Genomic DNA, 15,233 nt, shown 5'->3' on the forward strand with positions numbered 1-15,233 from the left:
CGGCATGGGATAATTTACCTATGCGGGACGAAGATCAGCCGATTGCAGCGGCCGAACCGTCCACCAGCCGCGCCGGAATCAGGCCGCGCAGCGAATTGCCAAGGAAAAAGCCGGCGCCCAGGTCGGCGAGGCGCAGATGCGATTCGACTGCGCGTCCCTTGTCGATCAGCTCGGCGCGCAACACGCCGGGAAGCAGGCCCAGCGCGAGCGGCGGCGTCAGCAGCAGCCCGCCGCGCTCGACGAAGATATTGCTCCAGCTTCCCTCGGTGACAAAGCCCGGCTCGTCAACGAACAGGACCTCGGCTGCGGCGCTGTCCGCACGCGCGGCGTCATAGGGCGCGCGCAGGCTCGTCTTGTGCGCGACGCGGAAATCGTCGGCCGCCATCGGCGCCGGACAGATCGCGACCGGCACCGGCAGTTCGGCGAGCCGCGGCAGCGGCGACACCTCGACCGCGAGCGCCCCCGACCGCGCGAGCCGCATCCGCACCCGCGCCGCGCTGCGCAGGCGAAAGGTCGCCGATTGCAGGCTGTTGCGCGCACCGTGTCGGTCGAAGGCGAAACCGAGCGCGGCGGCGCTCGCCTTCATCCGCGCCAGATGGCCTTCGAGCCGCTGGACGCCATCGACCGGATCGAAAAACATCGTTTCGATCAGGTCGAAGCTTTCGCCCGCTGCGCTCACAAATTCCCCCTTGGCCAGACATTCGCGCCATTCCTCGGCCGGTCGGCTGTCGGCGACGATTCCGGACCCCAGTCCCAGCGTGGCGTAACCCACGTCTTCCTGCAAGGGGCGCGTGGCGCAGACCGCGCCGTCCGGCAAGTCGCCCTGCGATGGAAAGACAAGCGTGCGGATCGCGACATTGAACGCCGCATCGCCATCCGCTTCGATGAAACCGATCGAGCCCGTGTAGAGCCCGCGCGGTTCGCGTTCCAGTTCGTCGATGATCTCCATCGCGCGCACCTTGGGCGCGCCGGTGATCGATCCGCAGGGAAAGGCCGCGCGCAGCACATCGGCCGCGCCCACCCCTTCGGGCAGCGTCGCCGACACGTCGGAGACGAGCTGGTGGATCGTCGGAAAGCTTTCGACGCGGAAGAGGTCCGGCACCGCGACCGTTCCCGGCACCGCAATTCGCGACAGGTCGTTACGGATCAGATCGACGATCATCAGATTTTCGGCGCGCTGTTTGGGATCATCCGCGAGTTCGCGCGCGGCCGCGGCATCGGCGCCGGGATCGGCGACACGTTCGGCGGTCCCCTTCATCGGCCGTGCGATCACCTCGCGTCCGCGCAGCGCAAAGAACAGCTCGGGCGACAGCGAAGCGATCGCCTGCTCGCCCGTCCACAGGAAACCGCCATAGCCCGCGCGCGCGGTGCGCCGCAGCCGGGCATAGACGGCGAGCGGATTGCCCAGCCACGGCACGTCGGCACGGAAGGTCAGATTCGCCTGATAGATGTCCCCGGCGTGGATCAGGCCCAGCACCACCCCGACCGCAGCCTCATATTCGGCGCGCGCCATTCGGGGCGCAACCGCGCCGATCCAGCTTGCCGCCGGGTCGGGCAAGAGCGACGGCACCGTATCGGCGTCGAAGCGCTCCACCCGCTCGAACAGCCCGAACCAGCCGAGCGGCGCCCCGCCCGCGCCGGTCGGCGGCGGCGCACCGCGCCAGGCGGGCGCGAGCCCCTTGCCGCCCTCATAAGCGAGATAGCCCGCGGCATGGAGGCCGCGCGCCGACGCCGCCTCGACCGCCACCAACAGCGCGGGAATGTCCGCCGCGTCGTCGGCGCGCAATATCTCGACCGGCTCGCGGAACAGTCGCGCGGGCACCGCACCGTCGGCGCGCGCATCGTCGAGCAGCACGAAGGGGGCGCATCCCGGGCCGGGCAGCGGCAGGGGGGCAGCTTCGGTCATGGCAATCGCGACAGGCCGGCGGGGCTGTCCGCTCCGGTCAGCGGTCGCGCTTCATACGGATCGTGCGGCCGCCGTCGATGGTCGCGAAGTAGCTGCCCATCGTCGCGACCTTGATCTTGACCTTTTGTCCGGGCTTGGGTTGGCGCGGCAGCATGGTCGTGTCGATCTGAACCCACACGGCATCGTCGTCCATGACGAGCGTATATTTGCCCGACCGGTCGATACTGACCGAGCGGATCGTGGTTTCGACCTCCTTGATCTCGTCCTCGTCGCCACCGAAAATCCCGCCGAGCTTGGGAAAGGAGAATCCGAACAATCCGCGCCGCGCCTTTTTCGCGGTCTCACGGTCGGTGAAAGTGATCTCACGCGCCTGGTCGGCAGCAGACAATTCGCCGACCTCGCGGTCGAAACAGGCGAGGCGCGCCGTCGGATCGGCAATGTCGCGACAGTTGTAGAGTTGCTGAATCTGGGCCGGGCGCGGCGGCGCTTCCTTGTCCCTGGCGGCGGCGGGTGCAGCGACGGGCAGGGCGACGGCAAGAAAAGCAAGCGGCGCGATCAGGCGCATGGACAGGTGCGGCATGGAGATCCCCCAGACAATATTCGGATGCTCTTGCCTAGCCGCCGCGCCGCCGCGCCGCAAGCGTCGCCCCCCGGATTGCGATATGCCGCGACGCTGCTTAAAGTGATGTCAGTAACGAGCGCGGAAAGGACGAATCCCGGCAATGAGCAGCCCCCATGACTGGTCGCACGATTATCGCCATCCGACCCCATGGGATCAGCCGTTCGCTCCGCTCACGCTCCCCGACATGCTCGCGGCGAGCGCCCGGCGAAAAGGCGACGCGCCGATGCTCGACTTCATGGGGCGGCGCTTTTCCTATGCAGAGGTCGCCGACGGCGTGGCGCGCGTGGCGCGCGGACTCCAGCAGCGTGGCATCGGCAGGGGGAGCCGCGTCGGACTCTTCCTGCCCAATGTCCCCCACTATGTCGCCGCCTATTATGGCGCACTTGCCGCGGGGGCGACGGTGGTCAATTTCTCACCGCTCTATACCGCCCGCGAGCTTGAAGCGCAGGTCGAGGATTCAGGCACCGATCTGTTGGTGACGATCAGCGCCGCGGCGCTTCTGCCGACCGCGCTCGCGGTGCTCGACGGATCGAGTCTCAAGCATCTTGTCGTCGGCTCGATCGCGGGCGGACTGCCCGCGGCCAAATCGATGCTCTATCGCCTGTTCAAGAAGAGCGAGGTCGCCGCGCTGCCCGACGATCCGCGCGTCATCCGCTTTTCGGCGCTCGCCGCCAACGACGGGCGGCCCGATCCGGTGGTCATCGATGCCGAAAGCGACGTCGCGCTGATCCAATATACCGGCGGCACCACCGGGACGCCGAAGGGCGCGAAGCTGACGCATCAGAATCTGACCGCCAATGCGCGACAGGTGAACGCGATCGACCCCGACCATGACGCGGGCGATCGCATCCTGGGCGTGCTGCCCTTCTTCCACGTCTTCGCCAACACCTGCGTCCTTAATCGCACCATCCTCAACGGCGGGATGATCGCGATGCTGCCGCGCTTCGATGCCAAGGCGGCCTTGCGGGCGATCACCCGGACGAAAACGACCGCGCTGCCCGGCGTCCCGACGATGTATCAGGCGCTGCTCGACCATCCCGACCTTGCCAAAACCGACTTTTCTTCCTTGCGCGTCTGCATCTCCGGCGGGGCGCCGATGCCCGCCGAGCTGCGCGAGAAGTTCATCGCCGCGACCGGCGCCTCGCTCGTCGAAGGCTATGGCCTGACCGAAAGCTCCGGAGTCGTCGCGACCAACCCTTATGACGGCCCGGTCAAGCCCGGGACGATCGGCCAGCCGATCCCGGCGACGCGCATCCGCCTGCTGGGCCGCGACGATCCCACGCAGGACGCGGCGCCCGGCGAAGCGGGTGAACTCGCGGTCAAGGGCCCGCAGATCATGCAAGGCTATTGGAACCGGGCCGAGGCCGACAAGGACAGCTTCACCGCCGACGGCTGGCTACGCACCGGCGATGTCGCGGCAATCGACGACGAAGGCTATATCCGCATCGTCGACCGGCTGAAGGACATGATCGCGGTCGGCGGTTTCAAAGTCTATCCCAGCGTGATCGAAGCGCATCTCCACGAACATCCCGCGGTCAAGGAAGCGATCGTCCTCGGCGTCCCCGACAGCTATCGCGGCGAGGTGCCGAAAGCGTTCGTGACGCTGGAAGAGGGTTTTGAGGTCTCGGGCGAAGCGCTCGCCGCCTGGCTCAATCCGCAGCTTGGCAAGCATGAGCGGGTGAGCGCGGTCGAGGTGCGGGCGAGCCTGCCCAAGACGATGATTGGCAAGCTCGACCGGAAGGCCTTGAGGGCGGAGACAAGCTCTTGACCCCTTCCCTATTGCCTCCTCGGCTCGCAAGGACGGCGAATTAGTCGGCGAGGGCCTCCCGCACCACCGCGATCCCCGCCGCGCGCTGCGTCTTGAGTTCGGCCTTCAGCTTCGCCGGATTGCGCGCGAAGACGAAGCCGAAGCTGACCCCACCCTCCTTGCCGAGCGTCGCATGGTGGAGCTTGTGCGCCTGTACCAGCCGCTTGGCATAGCCGCGCCGCGGCACCCAGCGGAACCAGCGCTGATGCACGAGCCCGTCGTGGACCAGCGTGTAGACGATCCCGTAAAAGAGGATGCCGAGCCCGATCCACGTTCCCGGCTCCCATGCCGACGCGCCCATGATCATCGGGCTGCCGATGACGAACATCGAAATGCTCATCGCCGCGCCGACAAGCCCGAACAGATCGTTCTTTTCGACCCGTTTATCGTGCGGCTCGTGATGGTCGCGATGCCACGCCCAGCCGAAACCGTGCATGATATATTTGTGACTCGCCCAGGCGACAAATTCCATTGCCGCGACGGTCGCAAGGACAAGCGCTATGATGGCAGGCGTGGGCATGGCGAGATTATAGACGAGTTCGTCGCCCCTGCGAAGGCAGGGGCCGCTGTCGTTTTACTCCGCGACGCTGTGCAAGGCCGATTACGGCCCCCGCCTTCGCGGAGGCGACGCGTTGCCACGACCGAAAATTGCGCTTTTGATCGCCACTCGCTTGCATTGTTATCGCACAGGCTTAAGTGGTCCGCATGACTCAGCCCCGCACCCTTTATGAGAAAATCTGGGACGCGCATGTTGTCGAACAGCGCTCCGACGGTACAGCTCTGATCTTCATCGACCGCCATCTCGTCCATGAAGTCACCAGCCCGCAGGCTTTCGCCGGGCTTCGCGCGAGCGGTCGCACGGTGCGCCGCCCCGACCTGACGCTCGCGGTGCCCGACCATAATGTGCCAACCACGGCGCGGCTCGATGCAGCGGGGCGCAAGCTGCCGATCGCCGATACCGAAAGCGCGGCGCAACTGGCGGCGCTCGAAAAAAATGCCCCCGAATTCGGCATCCGCTATATCGACGCGGTCGCGCCCGAGCAGGGCATCGTCCATGTCGTCGGACCCGAACAGGGCTTTTCGCTGCCCGGCACGACGATCGTCTGCGGCGACAGCCACACCGCCTGCCACGGCGGCATCGGCGCGCTCGCCTTCGGCATCGGGACGAGCGAGGTCGAGCATGTGCTCGCGACGCAGACCTTACTGCTCCAGCCGTCGAAGACGATGGAAGTGCGGGTCGAGGGCGAGGCTGGCCCCGGCGTCACCGCGAAGGACATCATCCTCCACATCACCGGCACCATCGGCGCCGCGGGCGGCACCGGCCATGTCATCGAATATACCGGCAGCGCGATCCGCGCGCTCAGTGTCGAGGGCCGCCTGACCGTCAGCAACATGGCGATCGAGGGCGGCGCACGCGCCGGCCTGATCGCGCCCGACCAGACGACCTTCGCCTATCTGAAGGGCCGCCCCTATGCGCCGAAGGGCGCCGACTGGGACGCGGCGGTCGAATATTGGGAGAGCCTCGCGACCGACGCGGGCGCAACCTACGACAAGGTCGTGGTCATCGACGCCGCCGACATCGCGCCGAGCGTGACCTGGGGCACCAGCCCCGAGGATGTCGTGCCGATCACCGGCATCGTTCCCGACCCGGCCAGCTTCGCCGACCCGTCGAAACAGGCCGCCGCCGCGAAATCGCTCGCCTATATGGGGCTCACCCCCGGCACCCGGATGCAGGATGTGCCGGTCGAGAATATCTTCATCGGCAGCTGCACCAACAGCCGCATCGAGGACATGCGCGCCGCCGCCGCGATCGTCAAAGGCCGCAAGAAGGCCGCCAATGTCCGGTGGGCCATCGTCGTTCCCGGATCGGGCCTGGTAAAGGCGCAGGCCGAGGCCGAAGGGCTCGACCGCATCTTCCTCGACGCCGGGCTCGAATGGCGCGAGCCGGGCTGCTCGGCCTGCCTCGCGATGAACCCCGACAAGGTGCCCGCCGGCGAACGCTGCGCCTCGACCAGCAACCGCAATTTCGTCGGCCGTCAGGGCCCCGGCAGCCGCACCCACCTCGTTTCGCCCGCGATGGCCGCGGCGGCGGCGGTGACCGGCAAGCTCACCGACGTGCGGGAGTTGATGCGATGACCCCGATCGAGAAAGTCGAAGGCCGCGCGATTCCGCTGGGGCTCAAGAATGTCGATACCGACGTCATCATCCCGGCGCATTGGCTCAAGACCACGACGCGCGAGGGCATGGGCAAGGGTGCGTTCGAGACGCTGCGCGCCGATCCCGCCAATCTGTTCGACAGCGCGGAGTTCAAAGGCGCGCCGATCCTGATCGCGGGCGACAATTTCGGCTGCGGGTCGAGCCGTGAACATGCGGCCTGGGCGCTCGGCGACCTTGGCATCCGCGTCGTCATTGCCCCCTCCTACTCCGATATTTTCTCGGGCAATGCGGTCAAGAACGGCATCCTGCCGGTGGTGTTGCCGCAGGCGGCGATCGACCGATTGATGGAGGTCGCGGCGACCGATCCGGTGCATGTCGATCTCGACACCCAAACGGTGACGACGCCCTTTCAGGATCGTTTCGCCTTCGAGATCGATCCGTTCCGCAAGATGTGCCTGCTCGCGGGGCTCGACGAAATTTCGCTGACCGAGAAAAGCGACGCCGCGATCGGCGCGTATGAGAATAAGCTCGACGCCGAGCGTCCGTGGATGCGACCGGCAGCGGCATAACAACCCAAAGGAGATGATGATGAAGGCTCTCTTGTCGACCGCAACCGGCGGCCCCGAAACGCTCACCCTCGGTGAACTGCCGCGCCCGAGTGCGGGCAAGGGCCAGATCGTGATCGACGTGAAGGCGTGCGCCGTGAACTTCCCCGACGTGCTGATCATCGAAGACAAATATCAGTTCCGCCCCGAACGCCCCTTCGCCCCCGGCGGCGAAGTCGCGGGCTTCGTCGCCGAAGTTGGCGAAAGTGTCACGCAGTTCAAGATCGGCGACCGGGTGATCGCGGGCTGCGGCAACGGCGGCATGGCCGAGGCCGTCGCGGTTTCGGTGCATAATGTCTATCATCTTCCCGAGGCGCATGACTTCGCCGAAGGGGCCTCCTTGCTCATGACCTATGGCACGAGCATCCATGCGCTGGTCGATCGCGGGCATATCGCCGAAGGCGACACGTTGCTCGTCCTCGGCGCCTCGGGCGGGGTCGGGATCGCGGCGGTCGAGCTGGGCAAGGCGTTCGGCGCGCGCGTCGTCGCGGGGGTGTCGAGCGAGGAGAAGGCCGCGATCGCGCGGTCGGCGGGCGCCGACGAGGTCGTCGTCTATGGCCGCCAGCCGTTCGACAAGGATACGTCGAAGGCGCTGGCGAACAAGTTCAAGGAAGCGGTCGGCCCCAATGGCGCGAACCTCGTCTATGACGCGGTCGGCGGCGATTATGCCGAGCCGGCGCTGCGCTCGATCGCGTGGGAGGGCCGCTATCTGGTGGTCGGCTTCCCCGCGGGCATCCCGCGCCTGCCGCTCAATCTGACCTTGCTCAAGAGCTGCGATGTCGCCGGCGTGTTCTGGGGCGCGTTCGTCGCCCGCGAGCCCGAGCGCAACCGCGCCAATATCGCCCGGCTGTTCCAGCTTTGGGAGCAGGGCAAGATCAAGCCGCGCGTCACCGGCATCTATGCTCTCGCCGACGGCGGCAAGGCCATCGCCAGCCTCGGCGACCGCACCGCCGTCGGCAAGCTCGTCGTCACGCCCTGAAATATCGCCCCGATCCCGCGCTGACCGCGGCGCTGCGCGACCTCGCGGCATCGGGCCGGATCGAGGTGCGCGTGACGCCGGGCGCCAGCCGCGACGAGGTGAAGATCGCGGACGGCAGCGTGCAGCTCCGCGTCACCGCGCCGCCTACCGACGGCGCGGCGAACGACGCGGTGCTGGCCTTGCTCGCCGCCGCGCTCCGTCGGCCGCGCCGCGACCTGACGCTGCTGCGCGGCGGCGCGGCGCGGATCAAACTGATCGGCATCTCCCTCGACTGATCGCAACGCGACCGCCCGGTTAACCCTTTATCAGGGGCTATTCCCTATGGCGGGATGCAGGATAATAGGGACCGCAGGTATCAACGATGGCAAATCGCCGTTCGAGCAGTGATGGGCAAGCCGCGAGCCTCGCGAACATTTCGCGCACCCGCCGCGCGCAACTCGTCGCCGAGTTCGAGGGCGAGCTCGGCATCGATCACAAGGCCCGCGCGCTGGCGGTTTATGAAGCCAAGCGCTGGAAGATCATCAAGACGATCATCGTCTGGACGATCGCCATCATGTTCTTCGCCATCGCCTGCCACAAGCTGTGGCTGATGGGCCAGGCCGTCGACAAGCCCTTCACCGATCTCGATCCGGTGCGCAGCATCTTCGGCGGCGAGTGACGTCAATTGGCGGCTTCATCTTTGGTTAGCCGCCTGAAACGCTCCGATACGGCACTATGCCCGAGGGAATCTCTGGAGAAAATGCCCGGCGGCACGTCGGAACTTAAATAGACCGCCCAGTTGGTGAGCAATCGTTTTCCGCTACGATCCGAAATCGTAGCGCCCACCAACGCTCCATTTTCAGCGACATCATAAGTTCGAATATAATTTGGATCATGAACAACGAGATGCGTAGCCCGTCCGAAGCGGCTCTCGCGCATTCCTTCGATCTTCGCTGAAATGATCGGCGAATTGGCATTGATGCCGCAGGCCATTCCGGCAACCGATGGGCCATCGATCAATTTGCCGTTCCTGAAATCGGCATAACTCCCAGTGCCAGCCTCGCAATCGGCAATGACGCGATCGCGGGGCGTTTCGACCCGGTGCAGCGTCCCATCGTGGAATTCTGCCGACCACTCCTCGTAGACGCTCCCATCGGGTCGCAGAATGCGATTTCGCAGAATGAGCGTATAGGTCGCGTGGGTTTCGCGCGTCAGAGCTATCAGCCGATCAGCCGCACTCTCCGTTTCCGCGAATGCGGTCCCCACCCCGACCAGAGCCAATATGCCCAACCCGAAGTGGACGAACCGAATCAATAAACGCGGGCCTTCGGCTCGATATAGTCGGCATCGTCCGACAGCGTATATTCGTGGACCGGGCGGTAATCGAGCTTCACGCCGCCGCCCTTACCGCCCCAGCCGTCGAACCAACTGATCGTGTGCTTCATCCAATTCTTGTCGTCGCGGTTCGGGAAATCCTCATGCGCGTGGGCGCCGCGGCTTTCCTTGCGGTTGAACGCCGAGTGCATCGTCACCGTCGCCTGCGCGATCAGATTGTCGAGTTCGAGCGTTTCGATGAGGTCGGTGTTCCAGATCAGGCTGCGGTCGGTGACGTGGATGTCGTTCATCCGCTCGTAGGTCTTGGCGAGCTTTTCCTTGCCTTCGGCCATCAACTCGTCGGTGCGGAACACCGCCGCGTGCTGCGACATCGCGCGCTGCATTTCGAGGCGAACCTCGGCGGTCGGCGAGCCGCCGTTCGCGTTACGGAAATGGTCGAGGCGGCCGAGCGCAAGGTCGGCGCTGTCCTTCGGCAGCGCGGGCTGCGCGGCGCCGGGGGTCACGATTTCCTTGAGGCGATGACCGGTCGCGCGGCCGAACACCACGAGGTCGATCAGGCTGTTCGAGCCGAGGCGGTTCGCGCCATGGACCGACACGCACGCGGCCTCGCCGACCGCGAACAGACCGGGGACCACGGTGTCGGGGCCATCCTTGCCGAGCGTGACGACTTCGCCATGATAATTACAGGGAATGCCGCCCATATTATAATGGACCGTCGGCACGACCGGCAGCGGCTGGCGCGTCAGGTCGACGCCCGCGAAAATCTTGCCGCTTTCGGTGATGCCGGGCAGCCGCTCGTGCAGCACCGCCGGATCGATATGATCGAGATGCAGGTAGATATGGTCCTTGTGCGGGCCGACGCCGCGGCCTTCGCGGATTTCGAGCGCCATCGAGCGCGACACGACGTCGCGCGACGCCAGATCCTTGGCCGAGGGGGCATAGCGTTCCATGAAGCGCTCGCCCTCGGAGTTGGTCAGATAGCCACCCTCGCCGCGCGCGCCTTCGGTGATCAGCACGCCGGCGCCGTAAATGCCGGTCGGGTGGAACTGGACGAATTCCATGTCCTGCAAGGGCAGACCGGCGCGCAGCACCATGCCGCCGCCGTCGCCGGTGCAGGTGTGCGCCGAGGTCGCGGTGAAATAGCTGCGACCATAACCGCCGGTCGCGAGCACGACCGCCTGGCTGCGGAAGCGATGGATGCTGCCATCCTCGAGGCACATGGCGATCACGCCGCGGCAGGCCCCGTCTTCCATGATCAGATCAAGCGCGAAATATTCGACGAAGAAGTCAGCGTCATATTTCAGCGATTGCTGATACAGCGCGTGGAGCATCGCGTGGCCGGTGCGGTCGGCCGCGGCGCAGGTGCGCTGCACCGGCGGGCCTGCACCCATATTCTGCATATGGCCGCCGAACGGACGCTGATAGATGGTGCCGTCCTGGTTGCGGCTGAACGGCACCCCGGCATGTTCGAGTTCATAGACCGCGGCGGGCGCCTCGCGCACCATATATTCGATCGCGTCCTGGTCGCCGAGCCAGTCCGACCCCTTGACGGTGTCGTACATGTGCCACTGCCAATGGTCGGGGGTGTTGTTGCCGAGGCTGGCGGCGATGCCGCCCTGCGCCGCGACGGTGTGGCTGCGGGTCGGGAACACCTTGGTGATGCAGGCGGTCTTGAGCCCCGCTTCGGCGCTGCCCATGGTGGCGCGCAAGCCCGATCCGCCGGCGCCGACGACGACGGCGTCGTAGATATGGTCGATGATCTTATAGGCTTCGGTCATGTCACATGCCCCCCGGAGCGAGCCCGGCGGCGGGCGCAAGCGCGATGCGGACAATGGCGAAGATGCCGAAAGCGGCGCCGCCGATCGCGTAGAAATTCAGGATGACGAGCGACAGCAGCTTCGTCGCTTCGCCATGGACATAATCCTCGATCATCACCTGGAGCCCGAGGCGGAAATGCCAGAAGACGCTGACCACGAGCAGGATCAGCGCGAGCGCGACCGTCGGGTTCGATGCCCAGCGGTGGATCGCGGCCTGATCGCCGAGCGGCAGGCGGACGAGCGAGACGAAGAACCAGGTGACGAGCAGGATGTTGGCGAGCGCGGTCAGACGCTGCTGCAACCAATGCTGCGAGCCGTGATGCGACGAACCGAGCCCGCGCACGCGGCCGAGACGCGTTCCATTACCCATTGAGCGCCTCCTTCATGATGTAAAGCCAGGTCGCGGCGGTCGCGAGGATCGCGCCGACGAAGACGAGGATCGACCAGAGCCGGTTCGTCTTGAGCTCGTAACCCGCGCCGATATCGAGCACGAAATGACGAAGCCCCGAAAAGAGATGCTGGAAGAACGCCCAGCTCAGCCCGACCAGCACCACCTTGCCGAGGATGTTGGTGACCTGATGCAGCGTGCCGACCTCGGCGCCCGGATCCTTCCAGACGCAGGCGACGAACGCCGCATAGGCGTCAGGCCCCGCGGCGATCGCGCCGAGCCACCAGAGGAACATCAGCGCGCCGACGATCGCGAGGCCGTCGCCCGTGACGCGGTGGAAAATCGAAACCGCCATCGAAGGCGCCCATTTATACACCTGCAGATGCGGTGAAAGCGGTCGCCCGCTCGTTTCCTTGCCAGCCATATCAGCCCCGTTTCATGACTCTGTCGGTCGATGGCCGCCGGTTAAGCCTTCCCGCCGCGATATGCAATTGCTTAGCGCATGATGATGTCGGTTTAGCGCGGTGGAGGGGGCGCGAACCCTGTAAGCGGCCGGTGATTGACTCGTCAACATACGAATCATATATGATTCATATATCAACCATCTGCCAGGACCGATCATGGGTATCGTGAAAATCGACGACGAACTCCACGAGGAAGCGCGGCGCGCGAGCGCGGTGATGTGCCGGTCGATCAATGCACAGGCCGAATATTGGATGAAGATCGGCATGCTCGCCGAAGCCAATCCGGCGCTGTCGTTCAACGAGATCGTCCAGATGCAGCTTGCCGCCGCGAACGTCCGCCTCGCGCATCGGGCCGCTGCCTGAGATGGTGAAGACTCCCGACGAAATCGCGCTGATGCGCCAGTCGGGCCGCCTGTTGGCGTCGGTGTTCGAGATGCTCGACGGGCTCGATCTTTCGGGTCGCTCGACGATGGAGGTCAACGATCTGGTCGAGCGTTTCATCACCGTCGACCTTGCCGCGCGACCGGCGAGCAAGGGGCAGTACGGCTTTGCCTATGTCCTCAACTGCTCGATCAACCATGTCGTCTGCCACGGCGTTCCCGACGCGGGCGCGATCATCCGGGGGGGCGACATCATCAACCTCGACATCACGCTCGAAAAGAACGGCTTCATCGCCGATTCGAGCAAGACCTATCTCGTCGGCGCGGTCGCGCCCGCCGCGCGGCGGCTCGTCAAGGTGACCGAGGAGGCGATGTGGCAGGGCATCGGGCAGGTGCGGCCGGGCGCGCATCTCGGCGACATCGGCTTCGCGATCGAGCGCCACGCGAAACGAAACGGCTATTCGGTCGTGCGCGATTATTGCGGACACGGCATCGGCCGCGAGATGCACGAGGAGCCCTCGGTGCTCCATTTCGGGCGGCGCGGGACCGGGATGCGGCTGCGCGAAGGCATGGTGTTCACGATCGAACCGATGCTCAATCAGGGCAGCCGCAAGGTTTCGACCGAAGACGACGGCTGGACGGTGGTGACCGACGACCGCAAGCTGTCGGCCCAGTTCGAGCATACGGTCGCGGTCACTGGCGACGGCGTCGAAATCCTGACCCTGCGCCGCGACGAAAGGGGGCGGCGCGGCGTGATGAGCGGAGAGGAAGTGGGTGAGGGGTTTCCATGACGGCTTTCGACTGGATGCCGACCTACTCTTCTTCGTCACCCTGAACTTGTTTCAGGGTCCATGGCCGGACGCCTCATTCAGCGCGGCGTTGGACGAGAACTCAGGCCATGGATGCTGAAACAAGTTCAGCATGACGAGGGTTAAAGACTGCAATCGACCAGTTGTTGCCGCAATCAGCGTGGCGAGCCGTCATAGAAGCCGCATCCCCGAGCGAAGACGAGGGGCTCTGCCGAGCGAAGTCGAGGCAGCGGAGGCACGCGGTTCTCGCTCCGCTCGAACGAGCCCCTCGTCTTCGCTCGGGGATGCGGTCTATTGGGTTTCCCCTAGGAGACCCACGTCCGCTTCCCACCCCACAGCCGTCGTTGCGCACGAAAAAGGGCGGCACGCGGCCGCCCTTCCGGACCGAATCCGGGTTATCGCATTCTCCCGCGCGTTGGGCGCGCGGGAAGCTGCCTATTTGATCTTGTCGCGGTTCGCGTAGAGCAGCGCGGCGATGACCGCGGCCGAGCCGAGGCCGGCCGCCGCTGCGGTCTTCCAGCCAGCGCGCTTGCCTTTCCCGGCTTCCCGGTCGGCCGCCTCGGTCGCGTCGGCGGCTTCCTTCTGGGCCTGAAGCTCGCGCGCGGCGCGCAGCACTTCATTCTCTTCCTCATCTTGCGGCTCTTGCGGCGTCGGGGCTTGGTCGGTCATCGTCTCTCTTCTTGTTCCTCAGGCGAGCGCCTGCTCGACAGGCACATAGTCGGTTCCGAGCGCTTCGGCTACGGCCTCGAACGTCACCTTGCCATTCCAAACGTTCAAACCCCGCGCAAGATGCATGTCGCGTCGCAAAGCCTCTTTCCAGCCGAGATCGGCGATGCGGAGCGCGTGCGGCAGGGTGACGTTGTTGAGCGCATAGGTGCTGGTGCGCGCGACCGCGCCGGGCATGTTGGCGACCGCATAATGGACGATGCCATCGACGACATAGGTCGGGTCGGCGTGGGTCGTCGCGTGGCTCGTCTCGAAACAGCCGCCCTGATCGATCGCGACGTCGACGAGCACCGAGCCGGGGCGCATCGTCTTCAGCATGTCGCGCGTCACCAGCTTCGGTGCCTCGGCGCCGGGGATCAGCACCGCGCCGATGACGAGGTCGGCCTCCGCCACGCATTCGGCAAGGTTGGCGCGGTTCGAGAAGCGCGTCTTGGCGCGCGCCTCGAAGAAGGTGCCGACGCGCTCGAGCACTTCGGGATCGCGGTCGAGGATGGTGACGTCGGCGCCGAGCCCCGCCGCCATCTGCGCCGCGTTGAAGCCGACGACACCGCCGCCGATGATGCAGATCTTGCCCGGCGCGACGCCCGGCACGCCGCCGAGCAGGACGCCGCGCCCGCCGTGCGCCTTTTCGAGCGCGGTCGCCCCGGCCTGGATCGACATGCGCCCCGCGACCTGGCTCATCGGCTTGAGCAGCGGCAGGCCGCCGTGCGGGCTGGTCACGGTTTCATAGGCGATGCAGATCGCACCCGATGCCATCAGATCGCGCGTCTGGTCGGGATCGGGGGCGAGGTGGAGATAGGTGTAGAGAATCTGGCCGGGGCGCAGCATCGCGCGTTCGGCCGCCTGCGGTTCCTTGACCTTCACCACCATCTCGGCCGCCGCGAAGATTTCCGCCGCATCCTGGACGATCTCGGCCCCCGCCTCGACATAATGGCGGTCGTGCGCGCCGATCCCCTCGCCCGCCCCCGTCTCGACGAGCACGCGATGCCCGTGCACGACGAGTTCGCGCGCGCTTTCGGGAGTCAGGCCGACGCGATATTCGTGATTCTTGATTTCCCTGGGGGTGCCGATGATCATCGTCGCTCTCCATAGCGGACGTCGGGGATGCGGGGTCCGGCTTTCCTTGTGACTCCGTGCGATCCTTTTGTTTTCGCACAAAGACACGAAGCGACAAAGAAGAGAAACAATGGGTGACCGATGGAATCCGTTTTCACATCACACCGACAGCGCACAGCTTCGTCATGCTGAACTTGTTTCAG

17 protein-coding genes are annotated in these 15,233 nt (G+C 65.7%); 8 read left to right on the forward strand and 9 right to left on the reverse strand.

Annotated features, from left to right (window positions below; genetic code table 11):
- Positions 1-34: 34 nt before the first annotated feature.
- Entirely contained in the window at positions 35-1,906 is a 1,872-nt protein-coding gene (pabB, locus tag CVO77_RS05820) for an aminodeoxychorismate synthase component I (RefSeq protein WP_192878873.1), read from the reverse strand.
- A 37-nt stretch (positions 1,907-1,943) separates the two neighbouring features.
- A complete protein-coding gene (locus CVO77_RS05825; RefSeq protein WP_242446114.1) occupies positions 1,944-2,486 on the reverse strand; it encodes a hypothetical protein in 543 nt (180 codons plus the stop codon).
- Between the two features lie 142 nt (positions 2,487-2,628).
- On the opposite strand from CVO77_RS05825, the gene CVO77_RS05830 reads away from it, so the two are divergent.
- Positions 2,629-4,296, forward strand: a complete 1,668-nt coding sequence (locus CVO77_RS05830) for a long-chain-fatty-acid--CoA ligase (protein ID WP_105998299.1) — start codon at positions 2,629-2,631, stop codon at positions 4,294-4,296.
- 40 nt (positions 4,297-4,336) lie between these two features.
- Here the strand turns inward: CVO77_RS05830 and CVO77_RS05835 are convergent, their stop codons facing one another.
- On the reverse strand, positions 4,337-4,855 hold the full coding sequence (locus CVO77_RS05835; RefSeq protein WP_105998300.1) for a sterol desaturase family protein: 519 nt from the start codon (positions 4,853-4,855) through the stop codon (positions 4,337-4,339).
- Between the two features lie 185 nt (positions 4,856-5,040).
- Between CVO77_RS05835 and leuC the strand changes: the two genes are divergently transcribed.
- From leuC to CVO77_RS05860, 5 genes are all read left to right on the forward strand, one after another.
- Positions 5,041-6,471: a 3-isopropylmalate dehydratase large subunit gene (leuC, locus tag CVO77_RS05840; protein WP_105998301.1), complete on the forward strand. Its 1,431-nt coding sequence runs from the start codon at positions 5,041-5,043 to the stop codon at positions 6,469-6,471.
- On the forward strand, positions 6,468-7,061 hold the full coding sequence (leuD, locus tag CVO77_RS05845; protein WP_105998302.1) for a 3-isopropylmalate dehydratase small subunit: 594 nt from the start codon (positions 6,468-6,470) through the stop codon (positions 7,059-7,061). The genes leuC and leuD overlap by 4 nt, the downstream gene beginning before the upstream one ends.
- A 19-nt stretch (positions 7,062-7,080) precedes the next feature.
- A complete protein-coding gene (locus tag CVO77_RS05850) occupies positions 7,081-8,076 on the forward strand; it encodes an NADPH:quinone oxidoreductase family protein (RefSeq protein WP_106000673.1) in 996 nt (331 codons plus the stop codon).
- A gap of 65 nt (positions 8,077-8,141) precedes the next feature.
- Positions 8,142-8,351, forward strand: coding sequence for a DUF167 domain-containing protein (locus tag CVO77_RS05855; protein WP_420822531.1), 210 nt, complete (start codon positions 8,142-8,144; stop codon positions 8,349-8,351).
- A gap of 86 nt (positions 8,352-8,437) precedes the next feature.
- Complete coding sequence (locus tag CVO77_RS05860; protein ID WP_105998303.1) at positions 8,438-8,734, forward strand: hypothetical protein; 297 nt, start codon at positions 8,438-8,440, stop codon at positions 8,732-8,734.
- Between the two features lie 2 nt (positions 8,735-8,736).
- On the opposite strand, the gene CVO77_RS05865 is transcribed toward CVO77_RS05860, so the two are convergent.
- From CVO77_RS05865 to sdhC, 4 genes are read right to left on the reverse strand one after another with little or no spacing between them, the layout of a single operon-like run.
- On the reverse strand, positions 8,737-9,369 hold the full coding sequence (locus tag CVO77_RS05865; protein WP_105998304.1) for a hypothetical protein: 633 nt from the start codon (positions 9,367-9,369) through the stop codon (positions 8,737-8,739).
- Entirely contained in the window at positions 9,366-11,168 is a 1,803-nt protein-coding gene (gene sdhA, locus CVO77_RS05870; protein ID WP_105998305.1) for a succinate dehydrogenase flavoprotein subunit, read from the reverse strand. Before sdhA ends, CVO77_RS05865 begins: the two co-directional genes overlap by 4 nt.
- A gap of 1 nt (position 11,169) precedes the next feature.
- Complete coding sequence (gene sdhD, locus CVO77_RS05875; RefSeq protein WP_105998306.1) at positions 11,170-11,577, reverse strand: succinate dehydrogenase, hydrophobic membrane anchor protein; 408 nt, start codon at positions 11,575-11,577, stop codon at positions 11,170-11,172.
- Positions 11,570-12,019: a succinate dehydrogenase, cytochrome b556 subunit gene (gene sdhC / locus CVO77_RS05880; protein WP_105998307.1), complete on the reverse strand. Its 450-nt coding sequence runs from the start codon at positions 12,017-12,019 to the stop codon at positions 11,570-11,572. Before sdhC ends, sdhD begins: the two co-directional genes overlap by 8 nt.
- Before the next feature lie 196 nt (positions 12,020-12,215).
- Between sdhC and CVO77_RS05885 the strand changes: the two genes are divergently transcribed.
- Both CVO77_RS05885 and map read left to right on the forward strand, forming a co-directional pair.
- Positions 12,216-12,422 carry a ParD-like family protein gene (locus tag CVO77_RS05885; protein ID WP_105998308.1) on the forward strand — a complete coding sequence of 69 codons (207 nt, stop codon included), beginning with the start codon at positions 12,216-12,218 and terminating at the stop codon, positions 12,420-12,422.
- Between the two features lies 1 nt (position 12,423).
- The gene (gene map, locus CVO77_RS05890; RefSeq protein WP_105998309.1) at positions 12,424-13,230 is read left to right on the forward strand and encodes a type I methionyl aminopeptidase; all 807 of its coding nucleotides are present in this window, start codon (positions 12,424-12,426) and stop codon (positions 13,228-13,230) included.
- 453 nt (positions 13,231-13,683) lie between these two features.
- On the opposite strand, the gene CVO77_RS05895 is transcribed toward map, so the two are convergent.
- Entirely contained in the window at positions 13,684-13,917 is a 234-nt protein-coding gene (locus CVO77_RS05895) for a hypothetical protein (protein WP_105998310.1), read from the reverse strand.
- Positions 13,918-13,935: 18 nt separating this feature from the next.
- Positions 13,936-15,051 carry an alanine dehydrogenase gene (gene ald / locus CVO77_RS05900; RefSeq protein WP_105998311.1) on the reverse strand — a complete coding sequence of 372 codons (1,116 nt, stop codon included), beginning with the start codon at positions 15,049-15,051 and terminating at the stop codon, positions 13,936-13,938.
- Positions 15,052-15,233 lie beyond the last annotated feature (182 nt).

This window comes from Sphingopyxis lindanitolerans, assembly GCF_002993885.1.
GTDB classification, from domain to species: Bacteria; Pseudomonadota; Alphaproteobacteria; order Sphingomonadales; family Sphingomonadaceae; genus Sphingopyxis; species Sphingopyxis lindanitolerans.

Excerpts from the sequence above, each read along its gene's own strand:
- pabB (WP_192878873.1), bottom strand. The coding sequence starts at position 1,906 with ATGACCGAAGCTGCCCCCCTGCCGCTGCCCGGCCCGGGATGCGCCCCC.
- CVO77_RS05825 (WP_242446114.1), bottom strand. The coding sequence starts at position 2,486 with ATGCCGCACCTGTCCATGCGCCTGATCGCGCCGCTTGCTTTTCTTGCC.
- CVO77_RS05830 (WP_105998299.1), top strand. The coding sequence starts at position 2,629 with ATGAGCAGCCCCCATGACTGGTCGCACGATTATCGCCATCCGACCCCA.
- CVO77_RS05835 (WP_105998300.1), bottom strand. The coding sequence starts at position 4,855 with ATGCCCACGCCTGCCATCATAGCGCTTGTCCTTGCGACCGTCGCGGCA.
- leuC (WP_105998301.1), top strand. The coding sequence starts at position 5,041 with ATGACTCAGCCCCGCACCCTTTATGAGAAAATCTGGGACGCGCATGTT.
- leuD (WP_105998302.1), top strand. The coding sequence starts at position 6,468 with ATGACCCCGATCGAGAAAGTCGAAGGCCGCGCGATTCCGCTGGGGCTC.
- CVO77_RS05850 (WP_106000673.1), top strand. The coding sequence starts at position 7,081 with ATGAAGGCTCTCTTGTCGACCGCAACCGGCGGCCCCGAAACGCTCACC.
- CVO77_RS05860 (WP_105998303.1), top strand. The coding sequence starts at position 8,438 with ATGGCAAATCGCCGTTCGAGCAGTGATGGGCAAGCCGCGAGCCTCGCG.
- sdhA (WP_105998305.1), bottom strand. The coding sequence starts at position 11,168 with ATGACCGAAGCCTATAAGATCATCGACCATATCTACGACGCCGTCGTC.
- sdhD (WP_105998306.1), bottom strand. The coding sequence starts at position 11,577 with ATGGGTAATGGAACGCGTCTCGGCCGCGTGCGCGGGCTCGGTTCGTCG.
- sdhC (WP_105998307.1), bottom strand. The coding sequence starts at position 12,019 with ATGGCTGGCAAGGAAACGAGCGGGCGACCGCTTTCACCGCATCTGCAG.
- CVO77_RS05885 (WP_105998308.1), top strand. The coding sequence starts at position 12,216 with ATGGGTATCGTGAAAATCGACGACGAACTCCACGAGGAAGCGCGGCGC.
- map (WP_105998309.1), top strand. The coding sequence starts at position 12,424 with ATGGTGAAGACTCCCGACGAAATCGCGCTGATGCGCCAGTCGGGCCGC.
- CVO77_RS05895 (WP_105998310.1), bottom strand. The coding sequence starts at position 13,917 with ATGACCGACCAAGCCCCGACGCCGCAAGAGCCGCAAGATGAGGAAGAG.
- ald (WP_105998311.1), bottom strand. The coding sequence starts at position 15,051 with ATGATCATCGGCACCCCCAGGGAAATCAAGAATCACGAATATCGCGTC.